This window comes from Aquiflexum gelatinilyticum, from assembly GCF_024813435.1.
Taxonomy (GTDB): domain Bacteria; phylum Bacteroidota; class Bacteroidia; order Cytophagales; family Cyclobacteriaceae; genus Cognataquiflexum; species Cognataquiflexum gelatinilyticum.
The window spans coordinates 281,308-304,342 of the sequence record NZ_JANAEZ010000004.1; the positions used below are offsets into that span (position 1 = coordinate 281,308).

At 41.1% G+C, this 23,035-nt stretch carries 17 protein-coding genes; 2 read left to right on the forward strand and 15 right to left on the reverse strand.

Going from position 1 to position 23,035, the window contains the following annotated elements:
• Positions 1-48 precede the first annotated feature (48 nt).
• The 5 genes from NK987_RS11615 to NK987_RS11635 form a co-directional block, all read right to left on the reverse strand.
• Entirely contained in the window at positions 49-579 is a 531-nt protein-coding gene (locus tag NK987_RS11615) for a DUF4402 domain-containing protein (RefSeq protein WP_259263970.1), read from the reverse strand.
• 181 nt (positions 580-760) lie between these two features.
• Complete coding sequence (locus tag NK987_RS11620; RefSeq protein ID WP_259263971.1) at positions 761-1,198, reverse strand: hypothetical protein; 438 nt, start codon at positions 1,196-1,198, stop codon at positions 761-763.
• Entirely contained in the window at positions 1,191-1,838 is a 648-nt protein-coding gene (locus tag NK987_RS11625; RefSeq protein ID WP_259263972.1) for a hypothetical protein, read from the reverse strand. The genes NK987_RS11620 and NK987_RS11625 overlap by 8 nt, the downstream gene beginning before the upstream one ends.
• Positions 1,819-2,328, reverse strand: coding sequence for a hypothetical protein (locus NK987_RS11630; protein WP_258424258.1), 510 nt, complete (start codon positions 2,326-2,328; stop codon positions 1,819-1,821). The genes NK987_RS11625 and NK987_RS11630 overlap by 20 nt, the downstream gene beginning before the upstream one ends.
• A gap of 1 nt (position 2,329) precedes the next feature.
• Complete coding sequence (locus tag NK987_RS11635; RefSeq protein WP_259263973.1) at positions 2,330-6,067, reverse strand: T9SS type A sorting domain-containing protein; 3,738 nt, start codon at positions 6,065-6,067, stop codon at positions 2,330-2,332.
• A 1,051-nt stretch (positions 6,068-7,118) separates the two neighbouring features.
• Between NK987_RS11635 and NK987_RS11640 the strand changes: the two genes are divergently transcribed.
• Complete coding sequence (locus tag NK987_RS11640; RefSeq protein ID WP_259263974.1) at positions 7,119-7,517, forward strand: response regulator; 399 nt, start codon at positions 7,119-7,121, stop codon at positions 7,515-7,517.
• Here NK987_RS11640 and NK987_RS11645 read toward each other — a convergent pair.
• Positions 7,495-10,803 carry a PAS domain S-box protein gene (locus NK987_RS11645; RefSeq protein WP_259263975.1) on the reverse strand — a complete coding sequence of 1,103 codons (3,309 nt, stop codon included), beginning with the start codon at positions 10,801-10,803 and terminating at the stop codon, positions 7,495-7,497. The two genes, NK987_RS11640 and NK987_RS11645, sit on opposite strands and share 23 nt — an antisense overlap.
• Positions 10,804-10,932: 129 nt before the next feature.
• On the opposite strand from NK987_RS11645, the gene NK987_RS11650 reads away from it, so the two are divergent.
• Positions 10,933-11,640: a LytR/AlgR family response regulator transcription factor gene (locus tag NK987_RS11650; protein WP_258424254.1), complete on the forward strand. Its 708-nt coding sequence runs from the start codon at positions 10,933-10,935 to the stop codon at positions 11,638-11,640.
• A 99-nt stretch (positions 11,641-11,739) separates the two neighbouring features.
• Here NK987_RS11650 and NK987_RS11655 read toward each other — a convergent pair whose 3' ends face one another.
• The 9 genes from NK987_RS11655 to NK987_RS21425 form a co-directional block, all read right to left on the reverse strand.
• Entirely contained in the window at positions 11,740-12,387 is a 648-nt protein-coding gene (locus NK987_RS11655) for a peroxiredoxin (protein ID WP_259263976.1), read from the reverse strand.
• 133 nt (positions 12,388-12,520) lie between these two features.
• On the reverse strand, positions 12,521-12,856 hold the full coding sequence (locus NK987_RS11660) for a thioredoxin family protein (protein ID WP_259263977.1): 336 nt from the start codon (positions 12,854-12,856) through the stop codon (positions 12,521-12,523).
• Positions 12,847-14,223 (reverse strand): hypothetical protein, encoded by a 1,377-nt coding sequence (locus NK987_RS11665; protein WP_259263978.1) that lies wholly within the window; start codon positions 14,221-14,223, stop codon positions 12,847-12,849. The genes NK987_RS11660 and NK987_RS11665 overlap by 10 nt, the downstream gene beginning before the upstream one ends.
• Positions 14,220-15,290: a c-type cytochrome gene (locus tag NK987_RS11670; protein ID WP_259263979.1), complete on the reverse strand. Its 1,071-nt coding sequence runs from the start codon at positions 15,288-15,290 to the stop codon at positions 14,220-14,222. Before NK987_RS11670 ends, NK987_RS11665 begins: the two co-directional genes overlap by 4 nt.
• Before the next feature lie 89 nt (positions 15,291-15,379).
• Positions 15,380-16,096: an acyl-[acyl-carrier-protein] thioesterase gene (locus NK987_RS11675; protein ID WP_259263980.1), complete on the reverse strand. Its 717-nt coding sequence runs from the start codon at positions 16,094-16,096 to the stop codon at positions 15,380-15,382.
• Positions 16,097-16,099: 3 nt separating this feature from the next.
• Positions 16,100-17,266: an MFS transporter gene (locus NK987_RS11680; RefSeq protein WP_259264051.1), complete on the reverse strand. Its 1,167-nt coding sequence runs from the start codon at positions 17,264-17,266 to the stop codon at positions 16,100-16,102.
• A 261-nt stretch (positions 17,267-17,527) separates the two neighbouring features.
• Positions 17,528-18,481 carry a PorP/SprF family type IX secretion system membrane protein gene (locus tag NK987_RS11685; protein ID WP_259263981.1) on the reverse strand — a complete coding sequence of 318 codons (954 nt, stop codon included), beginning with the start codon at positions 18,479-18,481 and terminating at the stop codon, positions 17,528-17,530.
• Between the two features lie 99 nt (positions 18,482-18,580).
• Positions 18,581-20,215, reverse strand: coding sequence for a T9SS type B sorting domain-containing protein (locus NK987_RS11690; protein ID WP_259263982.1), 1,635 nt, complete (start codon positions 20,213-20,215; stop codon positions 18,581-18,583).
• A gap of 115 nt (positions 20,216-20,330) precedes the next feature.
• Positions 20,331-22,955, reverse strand: a complete 2,625-nt coding sequence (locus tag NK987_RS21425) for a collagen-like domain-containing protein (protein ID WP_275982534.1) — start codon at positions 22,953-22,955, stop codon at positions 20,331-20,333.
• Positions 22,956-23,035: the final 80 nt, after the last annotated feature.

Sequence of the window (23,035 nt, forward strand, 5' to 3'; positions counted from 1 at the left end):
AGAGTTATAAAAGTCGGCGGGGTAACCGCCGACTTGAATTGTTGAATCCTAGTTATATTCTGCACTGATATTGAAAGTACCAGAGTAGGTACCTACGCCCTGAGCTGTAAGAGCCGGAATTGATCCACCTACCCAGATGAAGAAAGCATTGTCTGCCAAAGTTACAGTAGAACCACTTGCTACAGGAATCGCAGTTGCTCTGTTCGTTTCCACCGCATCACCGATTACTTCCGGAGTCATAACAATGGTCAAACCACCACCTGAAGTCAGGGTTACAGTTGGGTCATAAAATACGGTAACACCACCATTTGCACCACCAAGGTCAAACTGAGCCACATTGGTAACAGTACCTGTGTTGACATTACTTGCGGCAGAATTGGCATCCAAAACAATGGTACCGGGAGTAGTGGAGGAAACCCTACCGAAATTGATGGCATTCAAAGTTCCATCCAAAACAATGGTCAAATCCTGAAGGATTTCGGCAGAAGCTGGAGCTGTAGCAGCTTTTTGTGCATAAGAAGTAGATGCTACGCCTACAAAGAAAATTGCAATTACGAGTGATTTAAGAATTGTTTTCATTTTGTTGTTGTTTTTAAAAATTAAAAATTTGTTAGAGTTTGTTTTACTTTTTGTTTTTGTTTTTACTATTTGTTTTTACTTTTTTTTGCTTTTCAAGTGTATCCATGAGTTATGGATTGGGGGATTAAGAAGGATGTTACATAAGCGATTCAGTTAAATGGTTTATGGTATATTTTAAGTTTTAATGATATTCTATTGCAGTTATAATTCCCGGTAATACAGGTATTCCCAGCCAAGCCCTCATTTGTTGGACTTTGGGTTTGGCATTTCGGATCAGCATGCCCCTGTTATCGAATTGGAAGCTGGCTTCTCCGGCTTCATGTTTTGTTGCAGTTCTAAAGTCTGCCGTTCCGTTGTTGAGCACATAAAGCGTTTCTGTTATGTCTTTGCCTGTGTCATCTGATTTCAGGCTTACTATCAGATGGATATTTTCCTGTACTACCATCTCCACCCATCTGAGCCCTGTTTCACCTTCTTTGGGTTTGGCTTCAACGATTCTAGGGTTAAAGTTGACGCCGGCAGGTAGCACCAGGCGTACATTGACCATCTGAGCCTCCACTGTACTGATTTTCCCAAAAAACAGTACCGACACAATTATGATCAAACAAAACCTAATCATAGCTCGTGAAGGATACGTTGATGTTTATTTCCCCTTCATAAATCCCCGCCGGGACCATCCCGACCGGACCCAAAGTACCATACAAATACAGGTAAGCTTTTGCTTTTGGTCTGGTAAGTGCCCCATCTTCAGGGGAAGGGGGTGCAATGGGCGCTCCTGAAGTTCTTCTACTTACAGGAAAAGTAATGCTGTAAAAGCCTGCGGGAAGTTCCACAGCACTCAGTTTACCGCTCAATTCGTCTGTAGGAGCCATATTGTTATAAGCTACTTTGAGAAGAAATGGAATTGACTCGGTGGGATTTCCAGAGAGAACAAAGGCCGAAGGGGCGCTGACATCTACAGTCAAATCAAATCCTTCAGGTGCTTCTATCTCATAGATCACGGCCTGATTGTCCACAAGCCCAATGTTTACGGCTTCGGTACCGGGGACCAATGCACGCATCTTTTGGTTAAAATCCAATGTCGGCATCGATCCCTGAGGAGAAAGTATCGTGATATCATCACTCCCGGTCCAGGTATTGAAACTGATCCTTTGGGCAAAACCTGTCCCTGACAAAAGGAAGAGACATATGCCCAAGAGCGTCCTGAATTCTACAATATGTGAAAGAACTTTTACCACTTTATATATATTCCAATTCAATGATAAATTCTGACAAATAAACCCCCGGCGTTGCTTTGGTCAAATCCAGATTGGCACCAAGCCAAACATACAGTTCACCATCAGGCCCAATAGGAAAAACTCCCTCTCCGACATCCAAAAGTGCACTTTGAAATTGTAAATCATTGAAAGCAGCACTCAGGATATACTCGGCAGAAACTTCACCGATACCTTCTTCATATTCTCGGATCACTTCATTTTGAAGGTAAGTGATCCTTACCCTTGCCCCAGGACTTCCCATAATTTTGAACATACCTGCAAATTCACTGGTAATAGGAGATACTTCCAATGTACCCTGCATTACCGGAGGATTGACGAGGTCGATATTCCGGATGGTAAGCATGTTCAGGTTGTCGGTCACTGTGGCCGTTGCCCTTACATTCAGTGAAGTCACTCTTCCATTGGCTTGTCCAAAGGATATTTTTACCAAAAAACAACTGAAAACAAGAAGTAATGTAAAGAATCTAATCATTTCAGTTTTTAATCAGTTTTTGGGTAAATCGATAATTTTCAGTGGCCAATTGGACTACATACATTCCGGTGGATAGCTTGGTTGAATTCGGCATCCATTCCAATTCATGGATTCCTGTTCCATATTCAGCAGCAGGAAATCCACCTACTTTTTGACCCATCAGGTCGTAAATGAGGATCTCAGCTTTGGTCGATTCGGGTAAGAAAAACCTGATCTTGGCAGAATCCATGAATGGATTTGGGCTTACCGGAAATAACTTCGGAAAATCCGGTAGGTATTCAATTTTGTCCTCTTGGAATGCACCGCCGATATAGATCGTAAAAGGTCTTTCAGGGGATGTTGAGTTGATTTTAGCATTGCTTTCTCCTGTTTTATAGGGTGATTTAAACACTATTGCATTTGGCAATTCAAATTCATTGGAAGACAACCTTGCCCTTTTCTTTGGGACTTCAGGTGCCTGAAAACTGAAGGTATATGCAGATTCTTCCTGCATATTGATGGCTTTTTTATTCAAATGATCCATCAGAATGATACTTTTGTCGGCAGGCCATTCATTTGGAAGAGACCAGTTCATCAGGAAAGATCCCTGAAATGATTTCCCATTCTTGGATGCAGCCAAGTGTACAGGTATGATCATTTCTCTCTCATCCAACATCGGAAGGCTATTGATGACCAAAGGATTGCTTGTCCGCAAAGAGCCGTAAGTGTAAAGGAAAAGCCAATCGTCTGCCAAAGACTCTAATTGATAGGCATCTTTAGGATCGTTTGACTCTTTTCCTTCTCTGCCAAAGCTGATAAAGGATTCCGCCTGCATTTCTTCTCCCGTCACAGCAAGCTGAATGGCAAATGGTTCTTCCTCAGTTTTTCTACCAAAGAATTCTTTGGACACTATCGTTTTCACATCATTTCCTGTAAGCTGGAGCTGGGGATTTGCACCATTAGTCCTGATCCAAAATGCCTGATAGGGTGCTATTCGGCCATTTCCGAGTGTTCCGAGTGTCCCGTTATGGGTAAGAAATGAACCGGAAGTTGGATCCCAAACATATATAGTGTTGTCAATATTGGTTTTGTTCCAGCCTGTAGGAGCATAGAAATCAATCATGCTTGCTGTTGGATTGGCGATCAGGTTAAAGCCTGCATCAGCAACGTTTACTTCTGTCAATTGCCCACCATCGACAATAAGACTTGTATCTCGGGAAGTAAAAGTGACACCAAAATCAAATGTACCTGTAGTGAGATTTGGTTCTGTTCCTGTACCTGAAAGTGTCAGAGGAAGTCCATCTGAATAATTTCCTCCTCCTGCAGGTTTTTCTGCGCCGTTGAAAACGTACAAATAATGTCCTCTTCCCGAAACAACAGCATCAGTGATTTGGGCAGGCTTCCTCCAAGTCTGAAGACTTGTGCCAGGGTCTGTTTCATCCACCCATAAAATGTTAGGCTGAAGATCAGGATTGTTTGCCCCCGGGAAACCTTGGGTTTCGGCATTGGCAAGAATATCAGCGTAGGTGGTCCCAACAGGTGAACCCATCATTCTCCATCCTTTATCCCCTGTCAGTTCTTGCTGCACTTCCAGTCTTGGATTTTGTGCGCTAAGATTCAGATAAACTGCTGCAGGGTTCAAAACAATTTTTGCCGTACCAGTAGTGGTCAAATTTGAGGAGCTTTCTATTACCATCTGTGCAGACGGCCTAACGGTCACAGTAGAAGGCGATGAAATATCCACCAAGCCTTCTACCAAAAAATAACCGTTAATCTCAATGTTTCCATTTATTGTCTTGAGTCCGGGACCTGAAAGGGTCAGGTTATTGAAAACCCCTCCGGAAATATTCACAGTTGCATTTTCATCAAAAACCACCTGTCCATTTTCAGGAACAAACACGCCTTCCACGTTCCAGTTGCCTGCCACTTGGTGGGTAAATCCTCCTCCCAAAAAAGTCGCTCCTAACCCAATCTGTACATTTCCATTAAAAGTGATTCCCTCAGCAGCCGTCGCTGTTGGCGTTCCTAAAATTTCGAAATCAGAGCAGATTGTATTGGTGCCCACTTGGAAGGATTTGATACCTGTCCCGCTGAGCAGTAATTTCCCATATGCTGATGGGCTATTGATATTTGCAACCGTTTGGTCAGTTCCGTAATATTCTATTGTACTGTTGCAGCCTATCGCATGGGAAGAAAAATTTTCCGGAAGTGAATTTGAACCTCCGATGCCTAAATAGGCTCCATCTGCAACGGTCAAAACTCCGCCAACAGCACCTCTTGAAGCTGAAAAAATACCTAAATCCAATCCGCCCTGAAAAACAGAAAGGTTAGAGGTGATTGAGGTGTTCTGAAAAATTGTAACATTTTGGTTTCCCAAAGTACCTTCATTGTCAATGGTCAAGTTGTTGACTGTAGCAGGAAGTCCATTGCCGGTTGACTGATTGCTGTTTCCGTTATAAATGTAATCAGCACCAGTATTGTAGGACCTCGCTCCGGTTACCCTTACCAATCCTGTAGCTCCAGTCGTTGCGATTCCCTGAGGGGATTTGATACCCAAAGTGGCACCTGTCTGAAGGGTAAAAGTACCGCCACCAAGGAATGATGTATTGGAATCGGCCGATTGGACAAATGCCCCAGTCGATACAATATAGTTGATCACATTGGTGACGGTCCCACCTGAGGTGTAAGTCTGGGGATTACTTGAATCTCCGTTAAAAATAATTCTACCTGAACCTGAACTCGTTTCGGTAATTGTACCTCCAGAGTGTGTGAAATCTCCTGCAATATTCAAAGTACCGACAGCATTGGAGCTTATACTCATACTCAAAATACCTGCTTCTACAGTCGCATTTCCAAGAACAGTTATACTTCTATTTGAGCTAGTACCATTGCCAATTGCGTATCTTCCATTGATAAAAAGAAAGTTTCCATTTACTGTAAAGGCATTTGTTGTCTGTCTGATCTGACCGGTAGAGGTCCCGTTGTCGATAATCAAATCACCGGCAATACTCAGAGGAAGAAAAGACATGTTAACAGTTTGTGCCGGGGACTGAAAAATAACGTTTCCAAAATTTTGGTTTGTACTTCCTACTGTTGTGCCTGTGATGCCTGTCATTCTTGTCGTTGAAGTTGGATTCCAGGTTGCAAAAGGAAGGGCAGTCCCATTTCTTGCATGGTTGTATTCAGAATTAGGTCCAAAGACGATTTTTGCTGTAGCCGAACTGGTAAAACTTCCACCTGTATTGGTGATTTTTCCGTTGACTGTGACCAAAGTTCCGGCATTGGCGGTATTTATATTCCCGTTTGTGCCCAAAACCAATTCTCCGTCAATCACGGCAGAAGCGCTTGCAGCCAAAGTGATCCTGAGTCTACTTGTCCCTCTAATGGTAAGTGTAGCTCCGGAATCTACGATCCAATCAACACCTGTTCCGTTGTTTATATTAAAATTCTGATTGCTTACTGTAGAAGCTAAAGTGATGTTGGAATTATTGGTAACGATCAATCCCCTGATGGTCTGTGACGGTACAGCTGTAATGGTAAGTGTCTCCCCTGAATTAAATTGAAGAATATCGGTGGCTGCAGGTGTTGTCCGTGTAGGCGACCAGTTAAATCTGTTTGTCCAAGCTCCATTATCAACACCAATCCAGGTATATGTAGTCTGACCCCAAGATATCAAAGGCATAAATGCAAGCAGTACCAGACAGCAAATTTTTGCTGCCGGTACGCTGTTAAAAAACGATATGTTACTATCAGGTTGCATTTATCAAAACAATGTTTAGAGTCTATTTATTAATATTAAGTTTCATTTTTTTCCAAAACATACCTCTTCCGTCAATTGGCAAAATACCAAAGGAGCACAAGAAATATTTTCTTGAATCAGGCTACTGATTTGACGTCAATGCCTCAGAATAAAAGGATTTTGTTGTCAGGGTGACATTTCTTATTCCTTCCCAAATAAAAATGAGGTGATTTTGTATTCAGAGAAGCAATAACGGAAACTAGGGCGCTGGGTAATTAATATTTGCTTTTTGAAATTTCTAAGGAGGAACTTCTTGGTTTCCTATTCCTCCAGAGACTGATAATCTAATTTTCAATATGCTTTAACCGAAGAGTCTTTTTTACCAAAAATATATTCTTGCGAGATTGTTTTTGGTTATAAATGTGATGCAATATAAATACAAATATTAAAAACAAAACATTTTATAATAAAATAAATAGATTACCTATGATTTTATAGATTATTTCATAGAAAACATACTTTTTTAAATGTATGGATTTTTGCATCTTCAAATTACATATCTGCATTTTAAAGCGGATTTTTAACAGGAAAGACCAGTCAAAAAATTTTTACCAAAAACAGGAAATTATTTTATGATATGAAGTTTTCGGACCTAAAAAAGGCAAAAAATCGGCTTTTAGGTTCCAAAATACACCCTTGGTTTTGTTTGTTTTTACCAATGAAGGGTACAAAAAAATTAACCATATGTTTTTTACAAATACTAAAGTGATTATTTGATTGAATTGGTTGTATTTGAGGGTATTTTATTGTTTATATCTTATATTTTATTATAATACTTTAATTTTTATAAGGAAATATTATGGAAAAAAAAATTCCTGCCATAATTGACCTCTTCCCATTATTCATTAACAGTTAAGATTTCATCTCTTAATTCAGGCCCTAAGCCTTTCAAAAAATTTTTTTCAAATCTTTCAAAGTAAGACCTGATTTTTGAACTGCATTTAATTTACAAAAAATATCACTGAGGCACCAAATAGGCAGTTTTCAAGTTAAATTCTCAAAATTTACTTGTATGAATATTCTTCTTGTTGATAAGGACTGTTTGGGGAGGTCTGAATTGTCCAGGTTTTTTTCAGAATGCGGCCATGATGTAGTGGAAGCCGAAAACGGCAGGGAGGGTCTGGTAAAGTTTTATACCATAGGCTCGACCTATTTCGATATCATAGTTACTGAAACCGTACTCCCTACTCTATCAGGTATAGACATGGCTGACAGAATAAAAAACAGCTATTTAGGGAGCCGAATACCTATAGTGGCCATGACCTCGGATTTTGAAAATGATTATAGGGTCGACAATGAATCCCCTTTCAATCTGATCCTACCCAAAGACTTGAGCAATTCAAAACTTCTTGACTTTTGTCTTTTGATGGCCAAAAGGAAAAGATCACCTATGATTTATAGGGAAGCTTGACTATAAATTCAGAACCAGCGCCGAGTTCGCTTTTGAATTTGATTTTTCCTCCAAGTTTTTTGACAAATTCGTTGACAATATTTAAACCAAGTCCTGTTCCCTTGATGTTGGAGACGTTTCGTGACCTGAAAAATGAATTGAAAATGTATTTTTGGTCCTCTTTGGGAATCCCCATACCATAATCTTTGACTGTAATTTCAAATGATTTAGCCAAGTATTCAAGGGTCAACTCAGGAGCTTTACTTTCAGGCAATGAATACTTCAAGGCATTTTCGATTATGTTTCTGAAAACATGTGTGAGCCAAACCGGATCTGAATAAATCAGTTTTTCTTTTTCCGGAAAATATAGCTTAATCGCTTTTGAGGGATCCTTTTGGTCATTGAAATCGGCAATCAATGAAGAAATAAAACCGATGATATACATTGGCTGCAAGACATAGGTAATTTTTTCATGCTCATTTTTTTCTAAGATCAAAACATCGTTGATCACATTATTGAGTCTCTTGATTTGGTTGATAATCCTATTTAGGTGCTCGTCAAGCTGATTTTTGGAGATGATGCCATTTTCCTTTTGAGACATCATCAAAAGCAAATCCGTGCTACTCAATATTGTAGATAATGGTGTGCGGAACTCATGAGACGTCATTGAAATAAATCGTGATTTTAACTGATTTAATTCCCTTTCCCTCAAAATCGCCTTTTTCAATTCCTTTACTCCCAATTCCCTTTCTGTCACATCCCTAGAGGTGGCAAGAATCGAAAAAGTCTTGCCATCCTCATCCTTCAAAGGCTTGAGCAACACCTCAAGGAATACTAAGGATCCATTGGTTTTATGTTTGTGAGGCAATACCACTTTGGTCTGACTGTCAATCTGGTTTTTGACATCAATGACATTAAATGCATCCGCAGGCGTTTTTCCGACCAATTCAGAAGGCGTATATCCTAAAACTTTTTCTATAGAAGGAGACACGTACTGAAACACCATCTCCGGATCATGAAGAGCGATAATATCCCCCGTGTTTTCTGAGAGTAGGCGGTACATTTCGTCTGCCTGTTTTCTCATTTTGTCGGATTCCTTCTTTTTCCGATTGATCCTGATGGCCTGAATCAGGTTTGCATAACTTGAGACCAGCGGCTCCAGAAATTCAACATCCGACATTAAATAATCTTGGGATTTGTTTGCAAGTCCCATCAATCCTACAAATTCCTCCCCTTTATATACCGGAATGCCAAGATATCTGTCAAGTCTTGGATGCCCATGGGGGGTTCCCCCTGCCCTTGGATCTGCGTAAGCTTTGTTAGCTATTACAATTTGTCCGGTTCGAAGCGATTCTCCAAAAAGCGTATTCAAGTTCCTAAACTCTAATCCCGTACTGTAATTTTGCTTGTAGAATTGCTGTGTCTCCTCCGACCAAGCAATATTTGTAAGGGTATGAGATTTCAGATAAGGCTGATTATGCCTATCATAAAGAACCTCCCCAATAAATCCAAACTTACTATCTGTAAGGTGAAGCATCTTGTCGAGCAAAGTTTCTAGAGGAGATATAAAGTCTTCCTGAAGGAAAAAGCTGATTTGGGTTTCATTGACGGCCTTTAGCAATTCATTGAGGCTAAAAGCACTTTCTTCAGCCTTCTTTCTGTCATTGATATCAAACAAGACCACCACCATAGCCTCCTCCCCCTTAAATGGAATCCTTTGTGAAGAAAGGCTATACCATAATTCCGTTTTACTTCCCTTAAACTCTAGTTTCACTTCGAGGTTCTTTACATCTCCGTAATGTAAAAAATATTCTGAAAGAGGGACCTTTTGGTGCTGCAAGACAAAAATCTCATCAAGATTAAGGTCAATTATTGAATCACTTCTGGTAAAACCCAATATGTCACGAAAATCTTTGTTGAGGTAAAAAATATTCCCGTTTTCTACAGAACAGATAATCAGCGGAAAAGGAATGTTTTCTGTAATAGTCCTGAATCTCTCTTCACTTTTCTGTAGTTTGAGTTCTTTCGTTTTGAGCTCAGTCACATCAGTAAACCTCCCGTGAATCCTAAGGTTGTTGCCATGGGCATCTTTTTCCATCCAGGATTTTTCCTGTACCCATTTAAGTTCTCCTTGATTGTTGATGATGCGGTATATCAGATCCAGCGATCCGGTCTTCAAAAGTTTGGAATCGGCTTTTTCCAACATGGCCTTGTCATGGGGATGAATGGCCTTTTTACGAAAATCCTTATCGTTAATGTATTGAGATTTTTCAAATCCAAGTAGAACTATGTTGTCAGAAAGAAATATGCATTTTCCTGTAAAGGCATCAAAGGTATAAAGCGCATCTTTAACGGTATTGATAATGGCCTGATTTCTCTTGTCGCTTTCGATCAGCGCTTCCAAACCCTTTTTTTCCTTGTCAATGTCAATCAGTGTACCGAAAACCCCAGCGGCACTTCCTTTCCTATCCAACATTAAAATTCCCTCCATTTTGACCCAGATTGGGCCCTTTTTGGAAGTTTTTAATTGAAGTTCTTTTTCAAATTTTGTGATTTTTTTGGATACGATGTGATCCATCTTTTTTTCCAAAGCTTCCGAACATGGTGCTTCTACAAAATCAAAAAATGATTTTCCAATTGATTCTTCAATATTAAATCCGGTGGTCCTTTCCCAAGTGCTGTTCAGAAAATGAAGATTTCCTTTTAAATCATACTTGAAAACGACATCATTGATGTTGTTTACCAAAAAACGATAATGCTTTTGGCTTTTAAGTATTTTTTTTTGCTGCTTCCTGACAAGAAAAGTATTCCCCAAAGTCGATGCGAAAGCATGTAATGCAGAGGCCTGTTCAGTACTGAAAAGCTCTTCGGATTTACAGTTATCAAAACCGATAAATCCCCAAAAATAATCTCCCGAAAATATCGGAACAAACAGATAAGATAATATCCCCTGCTCGGTCATCGCCTCATAAAAATCCGGATCTGCCGTATCTTTTACCAGTTCATTGATCACCTGATTCTTGCTCAACTTGTTTACAGTTTCCGGATACATGGACCAAGGGGCATTTTGGAGAAACTCAGCATCTATCTGAGGCTCCACCCCTTCAGCGCACCATTCAAACTTATAAGAGAACAATGCTTCTCCATTTTCGCCAAAATGGTTTTTAAATATGTATATCCTATCCACCTCGGAGGAACTTCCCAAAAAATAAAGAATATAAGGAATTGCTTCCTTCAAATTTGTATTGGACTGCAACAAATAATATGATTCTCCGATCGCACCAAGGATATTTGCACTTCTATTCATAAACCCAATAATTGTGAGAATGTAAATAAAATTCAATATATTTTAATTTCAATCCACTTAATTAACATAAAAGAACCTTTTGTTTAGATTTATTAAAACAAAAGATTTTGGTATAATATATTGGACCCCATGGAAAAAATACTGATAGTAGAAGACGAACAAGAACTTGCGTTGAATATCAAAGATATCCTTGAATTTATAGGCTATGATGTTGTGGGTATTTTAGACAATGGCCCAGAGGTTATTGAATTTTTGAAACACCATCATGTTGATCTGATATTTATGGACATTCAGATCAAAGGGGCCATAGATGGTGTTGAATTATGCAGAAAGATAAAAGCAATAAAAAACATCCCTGTAGTCTATCTGACAGCTTTTTCTGACAAATCTATTCTTGATAAGATTGCAACCACAGAATATGAGGGATACATCCTGAAACCATTTTCTTTGCAGGAACTCCAATCCGCAGCTTACCTTGGACTAAAAATCCAACCTGAAAAAATAAATACCGGAAACAAAAAGAATGTGTTTATAGTAAGGGACAAGGGTAATACCATTCCACTTCAATTTGATGAAATTTTATTTTTCAAAGCTGATGGACTTTACACCAAAATCCAGACAAAAACCAAGTCTTATATAGCAAGAAATATACTTAAAGACATGATCCAAGATCTTCCAGAGGATACTTTTGTGCGCGTTCACAAATCTTACACAATCAATTACAAGGAAGTAACGTCTTTTAACGCCAAAGAAATCCATATAGGAGACTACACCATTCCTTTGAGAAGAGGCTCTTTGAAAGAAATCAAAAACCTGATTCAATTTGAAACCAACTGATTTTGAGTTATTACCATAAACAAAAAATTTCTTTCAGCCCCTTAATAAGAAATAAAAAAAGCTACCCTTATCAGGTAGCTTTTTTTGTAGTAAAGATATTTAAATACTTTTTTTGGCCAGATAGAAGTCTACCATTTCGTAATCGCTTGCCTCCCGCTCCTGCATTTCAGCGACTGTTTTTGGTGGTGGGACGATTACTTTTTGTCCAGGTCTCCAATCCAAAGGCATAGCAACTTTGTGCTTGTCGGCAGTTTGGAGTGCAATCAATACTCTTTTGATTTCGTCCATATTTCGTCCGACATTCAATGGGTAATACATAATCAGACGGATTTTACCATTTGGATCAATGAAAAACACGGCCCTGACGGCAGCAGTTTCGCTTTCTCCGGGTTGAAGCATACCATATAATTTGGACACTTTCATGTCAATATCAGCAATGATCGGAAACTCGAAAAGCACTCCGGTATTTTTTCTTACGTTATTGACCCAGGCAATATGTGAGTGAATAGAGTCAATGCTCAGACCAACAAGCTTGGTGTCATTTTCTTCAAAGAAGTTTTTTTCCAACGCAAAACCTGACATCTCTGTGGTGCACACCGGGGTGAAGTCAGCAGGATGTGAAAATAGAATCGTCCATTTTCCTTTGATATAGTCAGAAAATCTCATCGGACCTGTGGTGGTCATTGCCGAAAAATCAGGGGCCATGTCCCCTATCCTTGGCATAGAATATATTTCTTGATCGCTCATAATTTTATTGTTTTGTTTTTATTGAATATTCAAATTTCCAAAGAATGAAGGCCAAATCATGTGACCAATGTTACTAGGAGTTTTGGAATTCAATTGAAAAAATCTATGAGATGTTTTATCTTCCCTTTTCAAATCAATCAAAAATCAGGTTGTAGTACCTCGAAATTTTTGTATTTAATTCAGTCATGGCAACCAAACCATTCGCTCTAAAAAACTCCTTTCCGTCAAAATACACTAAAATCCCGGGAACAGACATCATCCTTAGCTGTGCTGCTAATTTCCTGTTTTGATGGGCCTCCAATACTAGAAGTTCCATTTCAGGGAATTCCGACCTTACCATTTCCCGGACTTTGGGGAAAAGACCTTTGCATACCCCACATTTTTCCTGATAGAAATATACCATCAAGGCAAGTTCGGATTTTAACAGGGCTTCGAATTGGGTCAAATCTATTTTTTCAGTTACTTCCATTGGATCGTATAGTTTACTATAAAATTGACATGGACCATGTTGACCTTGTTATATATCCATTGAGGCTTTAATTCCCCTGAGAGCAAATTGATTTTACTCATCAGAATCATGTGAAAATCCAGTCCTTTTCCCCATTGGGAAGGAATATATTTTCCTCCAAAATTAAGTTGGGCATAGGAAGGAAAGCCATATTTATTGAATTCCACTCTTGAGGGTTCGGGGAGAAAATGGAGCCCTGCATAGCCATAAACCTGAAATCCGGACTTTGGGAAATTCCTTTGGTAGTAAGTAGTCAGTGCATCTACCTGATTATACCCTTCATTTCTTTCCCTTGGGATAAAAGTGAAAAAAGGATCTCTTCCCCATTCCCTCGGACTGAGAAACCGGCCTTGTCCGTCGATCCGTGTATAATTTGCCCACCAGATCATCTTGGGATTTTTTAAGCCAATCCTTCCACTGAATACAAAATTGAGGTCATCGGGATCTTTGTATTGCTTCAAGGGATCCGGATTTCCACCCTCTCCCAGCCCATGCTGCAAGATAAACTGCAGACCCGTTACCAGTTTGTTGGGGGTCCCTTCCAAATCCCAATCGTTGTTGGCCTGAGACAGCAAAGTGGAGGAAATATTATCCACATAAGTATGGTTGATTTGAATCAGCATGTCTTTGGTCACCTTGTGCTTCCAGTCCAATATGGTCACAAAGTCACTGCTCGTATTTCCTGTGTAGCCTGAGGGTTTTCCCAATACGCTTTGTCCTTCAGGATAAACACCGATAGATTCTCCCACAGCATACCAGCCGGAGGTCGACCTCGGACTTATTTTTCCTATAAAATCTGCTGAAAATTGATTTTTGGAATCCGGTTTAAAGTTAAGGCTGAGGCCCTCTACGAAGGTTGGGGAAAGTCTTCCATCCTGCGGATTCACAAATGGAGTGTTGATGACCATTCTCCCTGCTATGGCAGAAAACTTTTTTGAGGTGTAGCGAAGTTGTAACTCTTCCAATTTCCCGAAAAACTTGTCCTTAGGGTCATTTACATCAAACAAGCCGACCTCGTATCTATTGAAATTTCCTGTAACCGGATCTCTTTCCGTCAGTTCCGAACTTATCAAATTGCCAAATACAGTATACCTTCCCATCAAAGAGAAACCTTTATAATCTTTGGCTCTAAGTTGGATAAAGGCACTTTGACCCAAAGCATAATCATCCTTAAAGTCCTCCCAATAGCTAGTCGACATCCAAAATGAACGCAAACCAACAGATCCCTGAATGAAGGAAGGTTTATTGGACTCGGTGGAATCCTTTTCTTGTGCTAAGCTGTACTGACTCAATGAGAATAAAAAAATAAGTAAAGTGAAAGCTTTCATTTGGATGCGCTGGCTCTAGCTTCTTTTATTGGTTTGAATGGACCGAATTTGTGTTGCTCTTCCGTAAAATCATCTGAGAATGGACCAAATGGGTGGTCAATTGGTTTTTTGGAAATATCTGGCCAATCTTTTCTGATGTCTTTCTTAGGTCTTGGAAGTGAATTGACATAGGCTGCCACATCCCAAGCCTCCTCATCTGTAAGAATAGGTCTTTCAAAAGTCGCACCTAGAGGCATATTGGTTTTTACATATCCGGCAAAGCGGGACATTCTGAATAATCCTGCCCCATCATTATAGCTGTTATCTCCCCATAGCGGCGGGTAAATATGTCCTGATTTGTCTGGTTTTGGCATTCCCTGACCATCTTCCATGTGACAGCTTTGGCACTGTCGGTCGTAAACTGCTTTTCCCTTTACCGGATCAGCTGCCCTGTCCAAAAACGGTACTTCATAGATCCCAACACCTTTTGGTGATTCGCCTTTTGGGACGTCTTTACCAAGCCATTTCATATAGGCTACCATGGCTACCATTTCTTTGCTGTTGTTTTCCAGGGCTTTGCCGTTGAGACTCCTTTCAAAGCAATCATTGATCCTTTTCTCCACATCCTCCATCTGCCCGGATCTTGCACGGACTTTAGGATAGGTAGAGGCCACTGCACTGTAATTATTGCCCAAAGGGGCGGTGCCTGCATTGAGGTGGCAATTCTGACAATTCATACCATTGGAAATTTTCTTCACTTTTCCGTTAGGTCCAAGATAAGCGGCTGTATTGGCGACAAGTTCTTTGCCATATTTGATATCCTCTGCATTGGGTTCCTGATCGACAGAACTCCATTCAGGAGCCATCCAAAGGCCTTCTTTTGGAACAACACCTCTGTATGTTTCTGACACAGTGACGGTCAGGTTCTGCACCTCACTTGTATTGGTTTGGTTTAACGGTGGAAGGCTTCCTCCACTAAAAACCATTACTATAGCACCAATCAGTACGGCAGTAAGCAGGGTCACACTCAATAACAATCCGACCATTAGCGTCAGCATTTTGAGTATAGGCTGGAATGAATCTTTCATAGTAGGGTAAATATAACAGTTACAAATTTGCCTACATTTTGCCCGTAAAAATTGTGATATAGATCACAATCTAAAAATTTAGAATGTGACTACCTGACCGAAACCAGAAAAACCGGTTTATGATTACTCTTTCCTGAAAGCAAAAATCCTCCATCAGATTTGATTGATGAAATTACTATTTGTTCATGAAGTATTGCCTCTGAAATGTAATTGATGATTAATTCCGAAAATGCTATTGAATCAGAAATGCAAAAATCCTCCACCCAACGGATATAGCTGACGTTATTGACATGGTTGTTCATATCAAGGTCAAAAGGCCTGACTTTCAGTTCCGAACAATTTTCAACTGGTTCAAAATCCGCTAACTTACTTGGCAAATTCTCTTGGTCCACATTTTCGGAAAACAATTCTGAAGGAAGGACTTGATTTGGTCTTTGGGGTCTTTTTGACTTGACATCCAACAAAAGCCATGCAGACATGGATTCTGCTATTGTATTCCCATTGGCATCTTCCACCAAAAATTCCCTCAATGCAAAAAGTTTATGGATTCCCCTACCGGCAGTTTTGACTACTATATGATCCCCCCAAGAAGGCATTTTATGAACTTTGATCTGCATTCTTGACAGCACCCACATATATCCCTTATCAAAAAGTGCCTGACCAAAATCCCTGCTATCAGCATGCTTCCACGCCACTTCCTGCATCAGATCACCTAAAGCTGACCACCTCAGTTTTCCGAAAGGATCTATCTGATAGGACAGGACTTCAAATGTTTTCTCATATTGAAAGGCTTTTTTGGGTTCCATATATCAGCGTTTAGTCACCTCATCTACTGATTCAAAGACATCCAATCTAATGGAGCTTAAAACTGCGATTCCGAGACCTGCCACTGCAACTATGGCAAATGAGGCTTTCAAGCTCAATAAATCAGCGATAAATCCGATCATCGGGGGCCCGATCAAAAAACCAAAAAAGGAAATAGTCGAAACCATAGCCAGAGATACTCCAGGAGAATAGAGCTTTGACCTCCCTGCAATACTGTAGGATATGGGAATAATCGCCGCTACGCCAAGGCCCACCAACAAAAATCCAACTGTAGCTATCACCGGAACTGGAAAAAGCACAGATAATATCAATCCACTGAAAATCAAAAGACCACTCATCCTAAGGATAAGAACCCTACCAAATTTATTGTTCATCCTGTCTGATATAAACCTGCCTGTCGCCATTGCTCCCATAAATGATACATAGCCCAAAGCCACCAAGCCAGGTTCTATCTCGACAACTTTTTTGAAATAAACACCGCTCCAATCAAACATACAACCTTCACAGAGCATACCCAAAAAAGCAATTCCTGCAATTCTCAATAACAAATCGTCCGGCTTTCTGATCACCAGTCCTCCTCCTCCGTCTGATGGTTTTTTTTCATTGATCAAATACCTCTGTGCAATCAATAATGCCATAAGTACTCCAGAGGATACAATCAGGTAATGATATTTTGGCAAAACTTCCATATAAATCATGACTGCACCCACCCCGGCACCTGTAAATCCCGCCAAACTCCACAAACCATGAAATGAAGCCAAAATGCTCCTTCCATAATTATCTTCCAATGACAATGCCTGAGTATTCAGGGAGATATTCATCATGTTTCCAATCATCCCAAAAACCACCACTACGGGCACCAACATCCAAAGGGAATTGCTGAACCCTATCAAAGGGAGGAAAGTCATGTAACCCACCACACTGATTAAAATCACAATCCGGCTTCCAAAATGGTGTACTGCCCATCCGGCTACAGGTAAGGCTACCAAAGACCCTAATGGTAAACCCAAAAGAAGCGTCCCAAGCTGAGACTCAGAAAGGGAAAATTTTAATTGAATATCAGGAATTCTTGCAGCCCAAGAAGAAAAACAAAGTCCTGCAATAAAAAATAAACTTCCGAGGGCAATCCTCCTTTTTTGAAGCAAAGTCATGAATTTCAATAGGGTTAGGTTCTTAGCTGCAAAGTAAAGGACTTTGTCAAAATTAATTTTGGTTTTGGTCAAATTAAATGGCAATTCGATAAACCATCACATGTAATCAAGGTTAAACAAAAAACAAAAAAAATGGAATTCATAATCGTAGGCTCAATCATAGCTGTGATCATCCTCATGATCAGGTTTATTATCAAAAGGGTTTTTGATGGACAATAAAAAAGCCAACTCTAAACAGAGTTGGCTTTTGTGGATTTGGAATTACCAGATGAGTACCTCATTGGAAGATTCCTTAAAATTTTTTCTAAATAGCGGAATTATTGCTAAAAATTCATGGGTAGTGTTGGGCAGCAAATAAGATTTGGACATAGGTATTTCATATACATATCCTAAACGGACCATTGGAAATACAAAACCTAGCTGAAAATTATGGGCATATCCTACCCGATGCCCTAATCCCAACCAAATCTTATCCATCATCAATACTTTAAAATTGAATTCTGTATTGGAAGGAAGATTTTTCTGATGCCGGTAAAAAATGTTAAAAGATAAAGACATGTCCTCTGTAACAGTATTTCTAAATCCTCCCTGAAAAATGCCAATTCTTGGACTCCTTTCCATAAACACATCCCCAGAATTGATCATTCCTCTGTTGACATTTTGGACAGCATAAGAAAGATAGTAATTGGGATGAGTGACCGCTATCCCTAGGTTGAAATCAAGGATTTGCATATTTGCAAAACCATTCAGGTATTGCATGATTTTTGGATCCGCAGGTTGATCAGGAGACAGACGTGTTCCATCCAAACTGATGTTTTTATAACTTACACCTGCTCCAAGACGGAGTCCTGTGACTTCATTCAACTGAATTCTTGAGCTGTAGTTGCCCATCATTTCTGTTTCAGAAAACACACCGTATTGGTCATTCATAAAATTGAATCCAAAGGTATTTTTATTTGCATCCATTAGGTCCTTTTTTCCGGATAGTTCCATCAAATCAAGCTCAACGGAAGCAAAGTAAGTTTTTGGTGCTCCTTCAAAACCAACCCATTGGTTTCTTACCAAACCTCTGACCGCAGAACCTTCATATCCTGTCAATGCGGGATTAAAATAACCCTGCATATGACTGAATTGTGCAATATATTTTCTGGTCTGAGCAGAGGTAATAAAGGAGAGCAGCGCAAAAAAAGTGGAGAGTATTATTATTTTTTTCATGACTTTTCAAATAAAGAGTTCCTGGAGTTTTAGAATCCTGCTGCCTGTTCCGGATTGATGTGATTTGGACAGGCAGCAGGATTTGATTTTGTGAGATACTTATTGCTTGAGGACGTTGAGCATTCCTTTTCGGATCTCACCTGTTTCTTGGACTTCGATTGTCCAGAAGTAGGTTCCGACAGGTACAGGATTGCCATTTTCTGTTCCGTCCCATTTCTGATCCGGATCGGTGGTGATGAACATCCTCACTCCTCCTCTGTCAAATACCTGAATCCTGACTCCCTCATAGAAGCGCATTTCAGGCACTCCCCATGTATCGTTTATATTGTCTCCGTTGGGTGAGAATACATTGTAGACTGTAATGTCTTTGACAGACTCACGGAGTCGGGTGATTTCTAGGAATTTGTCAAATGTATTTCCATCTCGATCGGTTACCCTGACGATAATTGTGAAGACAGTTTTGCCTGCTGCCTTGTCTTCGCTGATCCAGTACAGCTTATTTCCCCTTATTTCAAAATATTTGTTGTCATAACCATCTCCTATAAAGGTGACTTCATGGATATTGTCCACCGGATCAATGACTACGAATTCACCGATCAGGATTTCTGCATTATCCAACTTGCCTTCAAATTCTGCTACGCTAAGATTGACATCCTGAGGGGCAGGTTTTGGAAGGACTGTTACCGAAATATTTAAGGGTAATTCATAGGCATCAAATAGGCCCGGATAAGTTGTATAGTCACCTATAATCTGGTAATTACCTCTTTTGAAAATATCCAAGGTTGATTTATCCCATGTGACTCCAAGGTTTGTGATTATACCTGAACCCAATACGGCTACCAAGGAATCCGGTAACATCGCATCTATTCCGGTGAATCCCCATGGAATTTCTATATCCGAAATATTGATGAACATAACCGGAGATCTATCTCTAACATAGTCAGGTACACCATCCCCATTTGAATTCAGGTAACTGATCGGGTCCAATGGATTTGTATTTTGGATGCCTTCTATATAATCAGGAACCAAATCTCCATCTGTATCCAGATAATCGGTTGGATCAATTGTATCAGATCCTTCCCTTATCTCCTGGATATCAGGAACGCCATCATTATCAGTATCCATTCTGACTGTTGAGATGGTAAATGCAGAAGCTGAGGCTCTATAAAGAGCATGGTTTTTAAGTTGGACAGAAGTATCCTGTATTTCCTGGCTATCCTCAAAAAGCCAATCCAAACCTTCCTTTCTAACCAAAGATTTCAACTCAAAATCCTCCGGCTCAGCTTCTTTAGTCCACGAAAACTGCAAGTCCGCAATTCCATCCTCATTTAGGGGAGTGACTTTCCAGAAATATGGTAAAGATTCCGGTTCGCTCCCCGATTCCATGCCGATTGAATAAGCAGTGGCCGTGGATCGGTTGATAATGCTTATACCTGTTTTAGTACCGATACCTACCTTTATGGTAGCAATATCACCTTTTTGCATCATCCGGGTCTTCAATAAAGCATCTGGACTTAATAACTCAATAAATCTTCCAAAAGGCAATTTTATCGCCTCCGCTTGGATGATTTGGCTGTTGTCCCTGAGTTTTATTGAAGGCGCGGAAAATATCGTGCCTTCTCCCGTCAAGCTTAACTTAGCATCTCCAACCAAGGTGAGGCTTTGGGAAAAGAGCTCTGTTGAAATAATAGTAAGAAGAAAAATCCCTACTGAGAGTATTAACCTATTTTTCATATCATTTTTGTGTATGTAAGCTTTTTCAAGCCTATCCAAATAAAAATCGGGTATTAAAGGATTGAATCTAATGCGGCAAAAACCAATTTTATGACCTGCCTTTTATTCAACCTTTTTATTTGATTTCTTTTACCACAATCTTACCAATCAGGTTTACATCTGTTCCTTGTGTTTTCTCAAGTTCCAAAACAACATCCGTTTCTGCTTTGTATAAGAAGTTTGTTGTTGAAATGTTGTAAGAAACATCTGAACCACCTTGTCCAAAATAAATTTCTGTTCCGAGGTATGCACTGTTCGTAGCATCTTTCATTCTGAATGTATGACCACCCGTAGCGTTGTAGATATAAAATGCTACTGTTACTTCGTACATTTTACCTGCATTCAAAGTTATTGATGATCCATTCATTGTAACTCCATTCACATAGGTAGCTGCAGGAAACATTGATGTCAGCGTTTGAGCTCCTAAAGTACTTGCGTTTCCGATGTAAGCATAAGCAAAGTCCGGCATTGATGATGAACCACCAGTTGCGCTAATGACACCACCTGAAATATCAATCCCTGTGCCTGCAGTATAGGTACCCGCTGGTCCGGTAGCTCCTGTTGCACCTGCCGGGCCTTGAGGTCCCATTGGACCTGTTGCTCCGTCTAATCCATCGTTTCCTGCAGGTCCTTGGGGTCCCATTGGTCCTGTTGCTCCGTCTAATCCATCAGCTCCATTCAAACCTGCCGGTCCTTGGGGTCCCATTGGTCCAGTTGCTCCGTCCAATCCATTGATACCATCAGCACCATTTAAACCAGCCGGTCCCTGTGGTCCCATTGGTCCGGTTGCTCCGTCTAATCCATCGTTACCTGCAGGGCCTTGGGGTCCCATCGGTCCGGTTGCCCCGTCCAATCCATCGTTACCTGCCGGTCCTTGTGGTCCCATTGGTCCTGTTGCTCCGTCTAATCCATCGTTACCTGCCGGGCCTTGGGGTCCCATTGGTCCAGTTGCTCCGTCCAATCCATCAACTCCGTTCAAACCTGCAGTACCTTGCGGTCCCATCGGCCCAGTTGCTCCGTCTAATCCATTTATTCCATCAGCACCATTTAAACCTGCCGGACCTTGGGGGCCCATTGGTCCGGTTGCCCCGTCCAATCCATCGTTACCTGCTGGTCCCTGGGGTCCCATCGGTCCAGTTGCTCCGTCTAATCCATTTATTCCATCAGCACCATTTAAACCTGCGGGACCTTGGGGCCCTGTCGCTCCGTCTATACCGTTTAAACCTGCCGGGCCCTGTGGTCCCATCGGTCCAGTTGCTCCGTCCAATCCATTGATACCATCAGCACCATTTAAACCTGCCGGGCCTTGCGGTCCTTGGAGTCCCATTGGTCCGGTCGCTCCGTCTAATCCATTTATTCCATCAGCACCATTCAATCCTGCGGGACCTTGGGGCCCTGTCGCTCCGTCTATACCGTTTAATCCTGCCGGGCCCTGTGGTCCCATCGGTCCAGTTGCTCCGTCCAATCCATTGATACCATCAGCACCATTTAAACCTGCCGGACCTTGGGGGCCCATTGGTCCGGTTGCCCCGTCCAATCCATCGTTACCTGCTGGTCCCTGGGGTCCCATCGGTCCTGTTGCTCCGTCTAATCCATTTATTCCATCAGCACCATTCAATCCTGCGGGACCTTGGGGGCCCATTGGTCCGGTTGCTCCGTCCAATCCATTGATTCCATCAGCACCGTTCAAACCTGCCGGGCCTTGAGGTCCCATTGGTCCTGTTGCTCCGTCTAATCCATTTACACCATTAATACCGTCAATTCCATTCAAACCTGCCGGGCCTTGGGGTCCGGTCGCTCCATCTGCACCATTTAAACCTGCCGGGCCCTGTGGTCCCATTGGTCCGGTTGCTCCGTCCAATCCATTGATTCCATCAGCACCGTTCAAACCTGCCGGACCTTGAGGTCCTTGAGGTCCCATTGGTCCTGTTGCTCCGTCTAATCCATTTACACCATTAATACCGTCAATTCCATTCAAACCTGCCGGGCCTTGGGGTCCGGTTGCTCCATCTGCACCATTTAAACCTGCCGGGCCTTGTGGTCCCATTGGTCCTGTTGCTCCGTCTAATCCATTTACACCATTAATACCGTCAATTCCATTCAAACCTGCCGGGCCTTGGGGGCCAGTCGCTCCATCTGCACCATTTAAACCTGCGGGGCCCTGGGGTCCCATCGGTCCTGTTGCACCGTTCAATCCATTAATACCATCAACTCCATTTAAACCTGCCGGGCCTTGGGGGCCGGTCGCTCCGTCTAATCCATTGATACCGTCAATACCGTTCAATCCTGCGGGACCTTGGGGCCCTGTCGCTCCGTCTATACCGTTTAATCCTGCCGGGCCCTGTGGTCCCATTGGTCCTGTTGCACCATTTAATCCATTAATTCCGTCAGCACCGTCCAATCCTGCAGGACCTTGAGGGCCAACAGGACCAGGGATTAAGGTATTAAGTAGTATCCAAGCATTTCCATCGAAATAATAAAAGCCATCTTCTTTATCTAGTTGATAGATTAAAAGTCCAGCTACCGGTGAAGGAATAGCAAGCTTTTGGGATTCTGACATTCTGGAAATAAGCAATCCTTTTTCAGTTGAAAGGATTTCTAAAGCCGCCGAGGCATTTGGCTTTTCGGTTCCAATACCTACTTGGCCATAACCGACCAAAGTGGAAAGGAATAGGAAAATAAAAAGGAAATTCTTCTTCATTTTAGGGGTGTTTTTTTTTGAAATACTTAGTTTATTTAATTTTATAATTGACTTTTACAAAAATCAAATAGAGAAGGTCT

Bases quoted from the DNA above. Each gene is read 5' to 3' on its own strand.
- NK987_RS11615 (WP_259263970.1), bottom strand. From the start codon at position 579: ATGAAAACAATTCTTAAATCACTCGTAATTGCAATTTTCTTTGTAGGC.
- NK987_RS11620 (WP_259263971.1), bottom strand. From the start codon at position 1,198: ATGATTAGGTTTTGTTTGATCATAATTGTGTCGGTACTGTTTTTTGGG.
- NK987_RS11630 (WP_258424258.1), bottom strand. From the start codon at position 2,328: ATGATTAGATTCTTTACATTACTTCTTGTTTTCAGTTGTTTTTTGGTA.
- NK987_RS11635 (WP_259263973.1), bottom strand. From the start codon at position 6,067: ATGCAACCTGATAGTAACATATCGTTTTTTAACAGCGTACCGGCAGCA.
- NK987_RS11640 (WP_259263974.1), top strand. From the start codon at position 7,119: ATGAATATTCTTCTTGTTGATAAGGACTGTTTGGGGAGGTCTGAATTG.
- NK987_RS11645 (WP_259263975.1), bottom strand. From the start codon at position 10,803: ATGAATAGAAGTGCAAATATCCTTGGTGCGATCGGAGAATCATATTAT.
- NK987_RS11650 (WP_258424254.1), top strand. From the start codon at position 10,933: ATGGAAAAAATACTGATAGTAGAAGACGAACAAGAACTTGCGTTGAAT.
- NK987_RS11655 (WP_259263976.1), bottom strand. From the start codon at position 12,387: ATGAGCGATCAAGAAATATATTCTATGCCAAGGATAGGGGACATGGCC.
- NK987_RS11660 (WP_259263977.1), bottom strand. From the start codon at position 12,856: ATGGAAGTAACTGAAAAAATAGATTTGACCCAATTCGAAGCCCTGTTA.
- NK987_RS11665 (WP_259263978.1), bottom strand. From the start codon at position 14,223: ATGAAAGCTTTCACTTTACTTATTTTTTTATTCTCATTGAGTCAGTAC.
- NK987_RS11670 (WP_259263979.1), bottom strand. From the start codon at position 15,290: ATGAAAGATTCATTCCAGCCTATACTCAAAATGCTGACGCTAATGGTC.
- NK987_RS11675 (WP_259263980.1), bottom strand. From the start codon at position 16,096: ATGGAACCCAAAAAAGCCTTTCAATATGAGAAAACATTTGAAGTCCTG.
- NK987_RS11680 (WP_259264051.1), bottom strand. From the start codon at position 17,266: ATGACTTTGCTTCAAAAAAGGAGGATTGCCCTCGGAAGTTTATTTTTT.
- NK987_RS11685 (WP_259263981.1), bottom strand. From the start codon at position 18,481: ATGAAAAAAATAATAATACTCTCCACTTTTTTTGCGCTGCTCTCCTTT.
- NK987_RS11690 (WP_259263982.1), bottom strand. From the start codon at position 20,215: ATGAAAAATAGGTTAATACTCTCAGTAGGGATTTTTCTTCTTACTATT.
- NK987_RS21425 (WP_275982534.1), bottom strand. From the start codon at position 22,955: ATGAAGAAGAATTTCCTTTTTATTTTCCTATTCCTTTCCACTTTGGTC.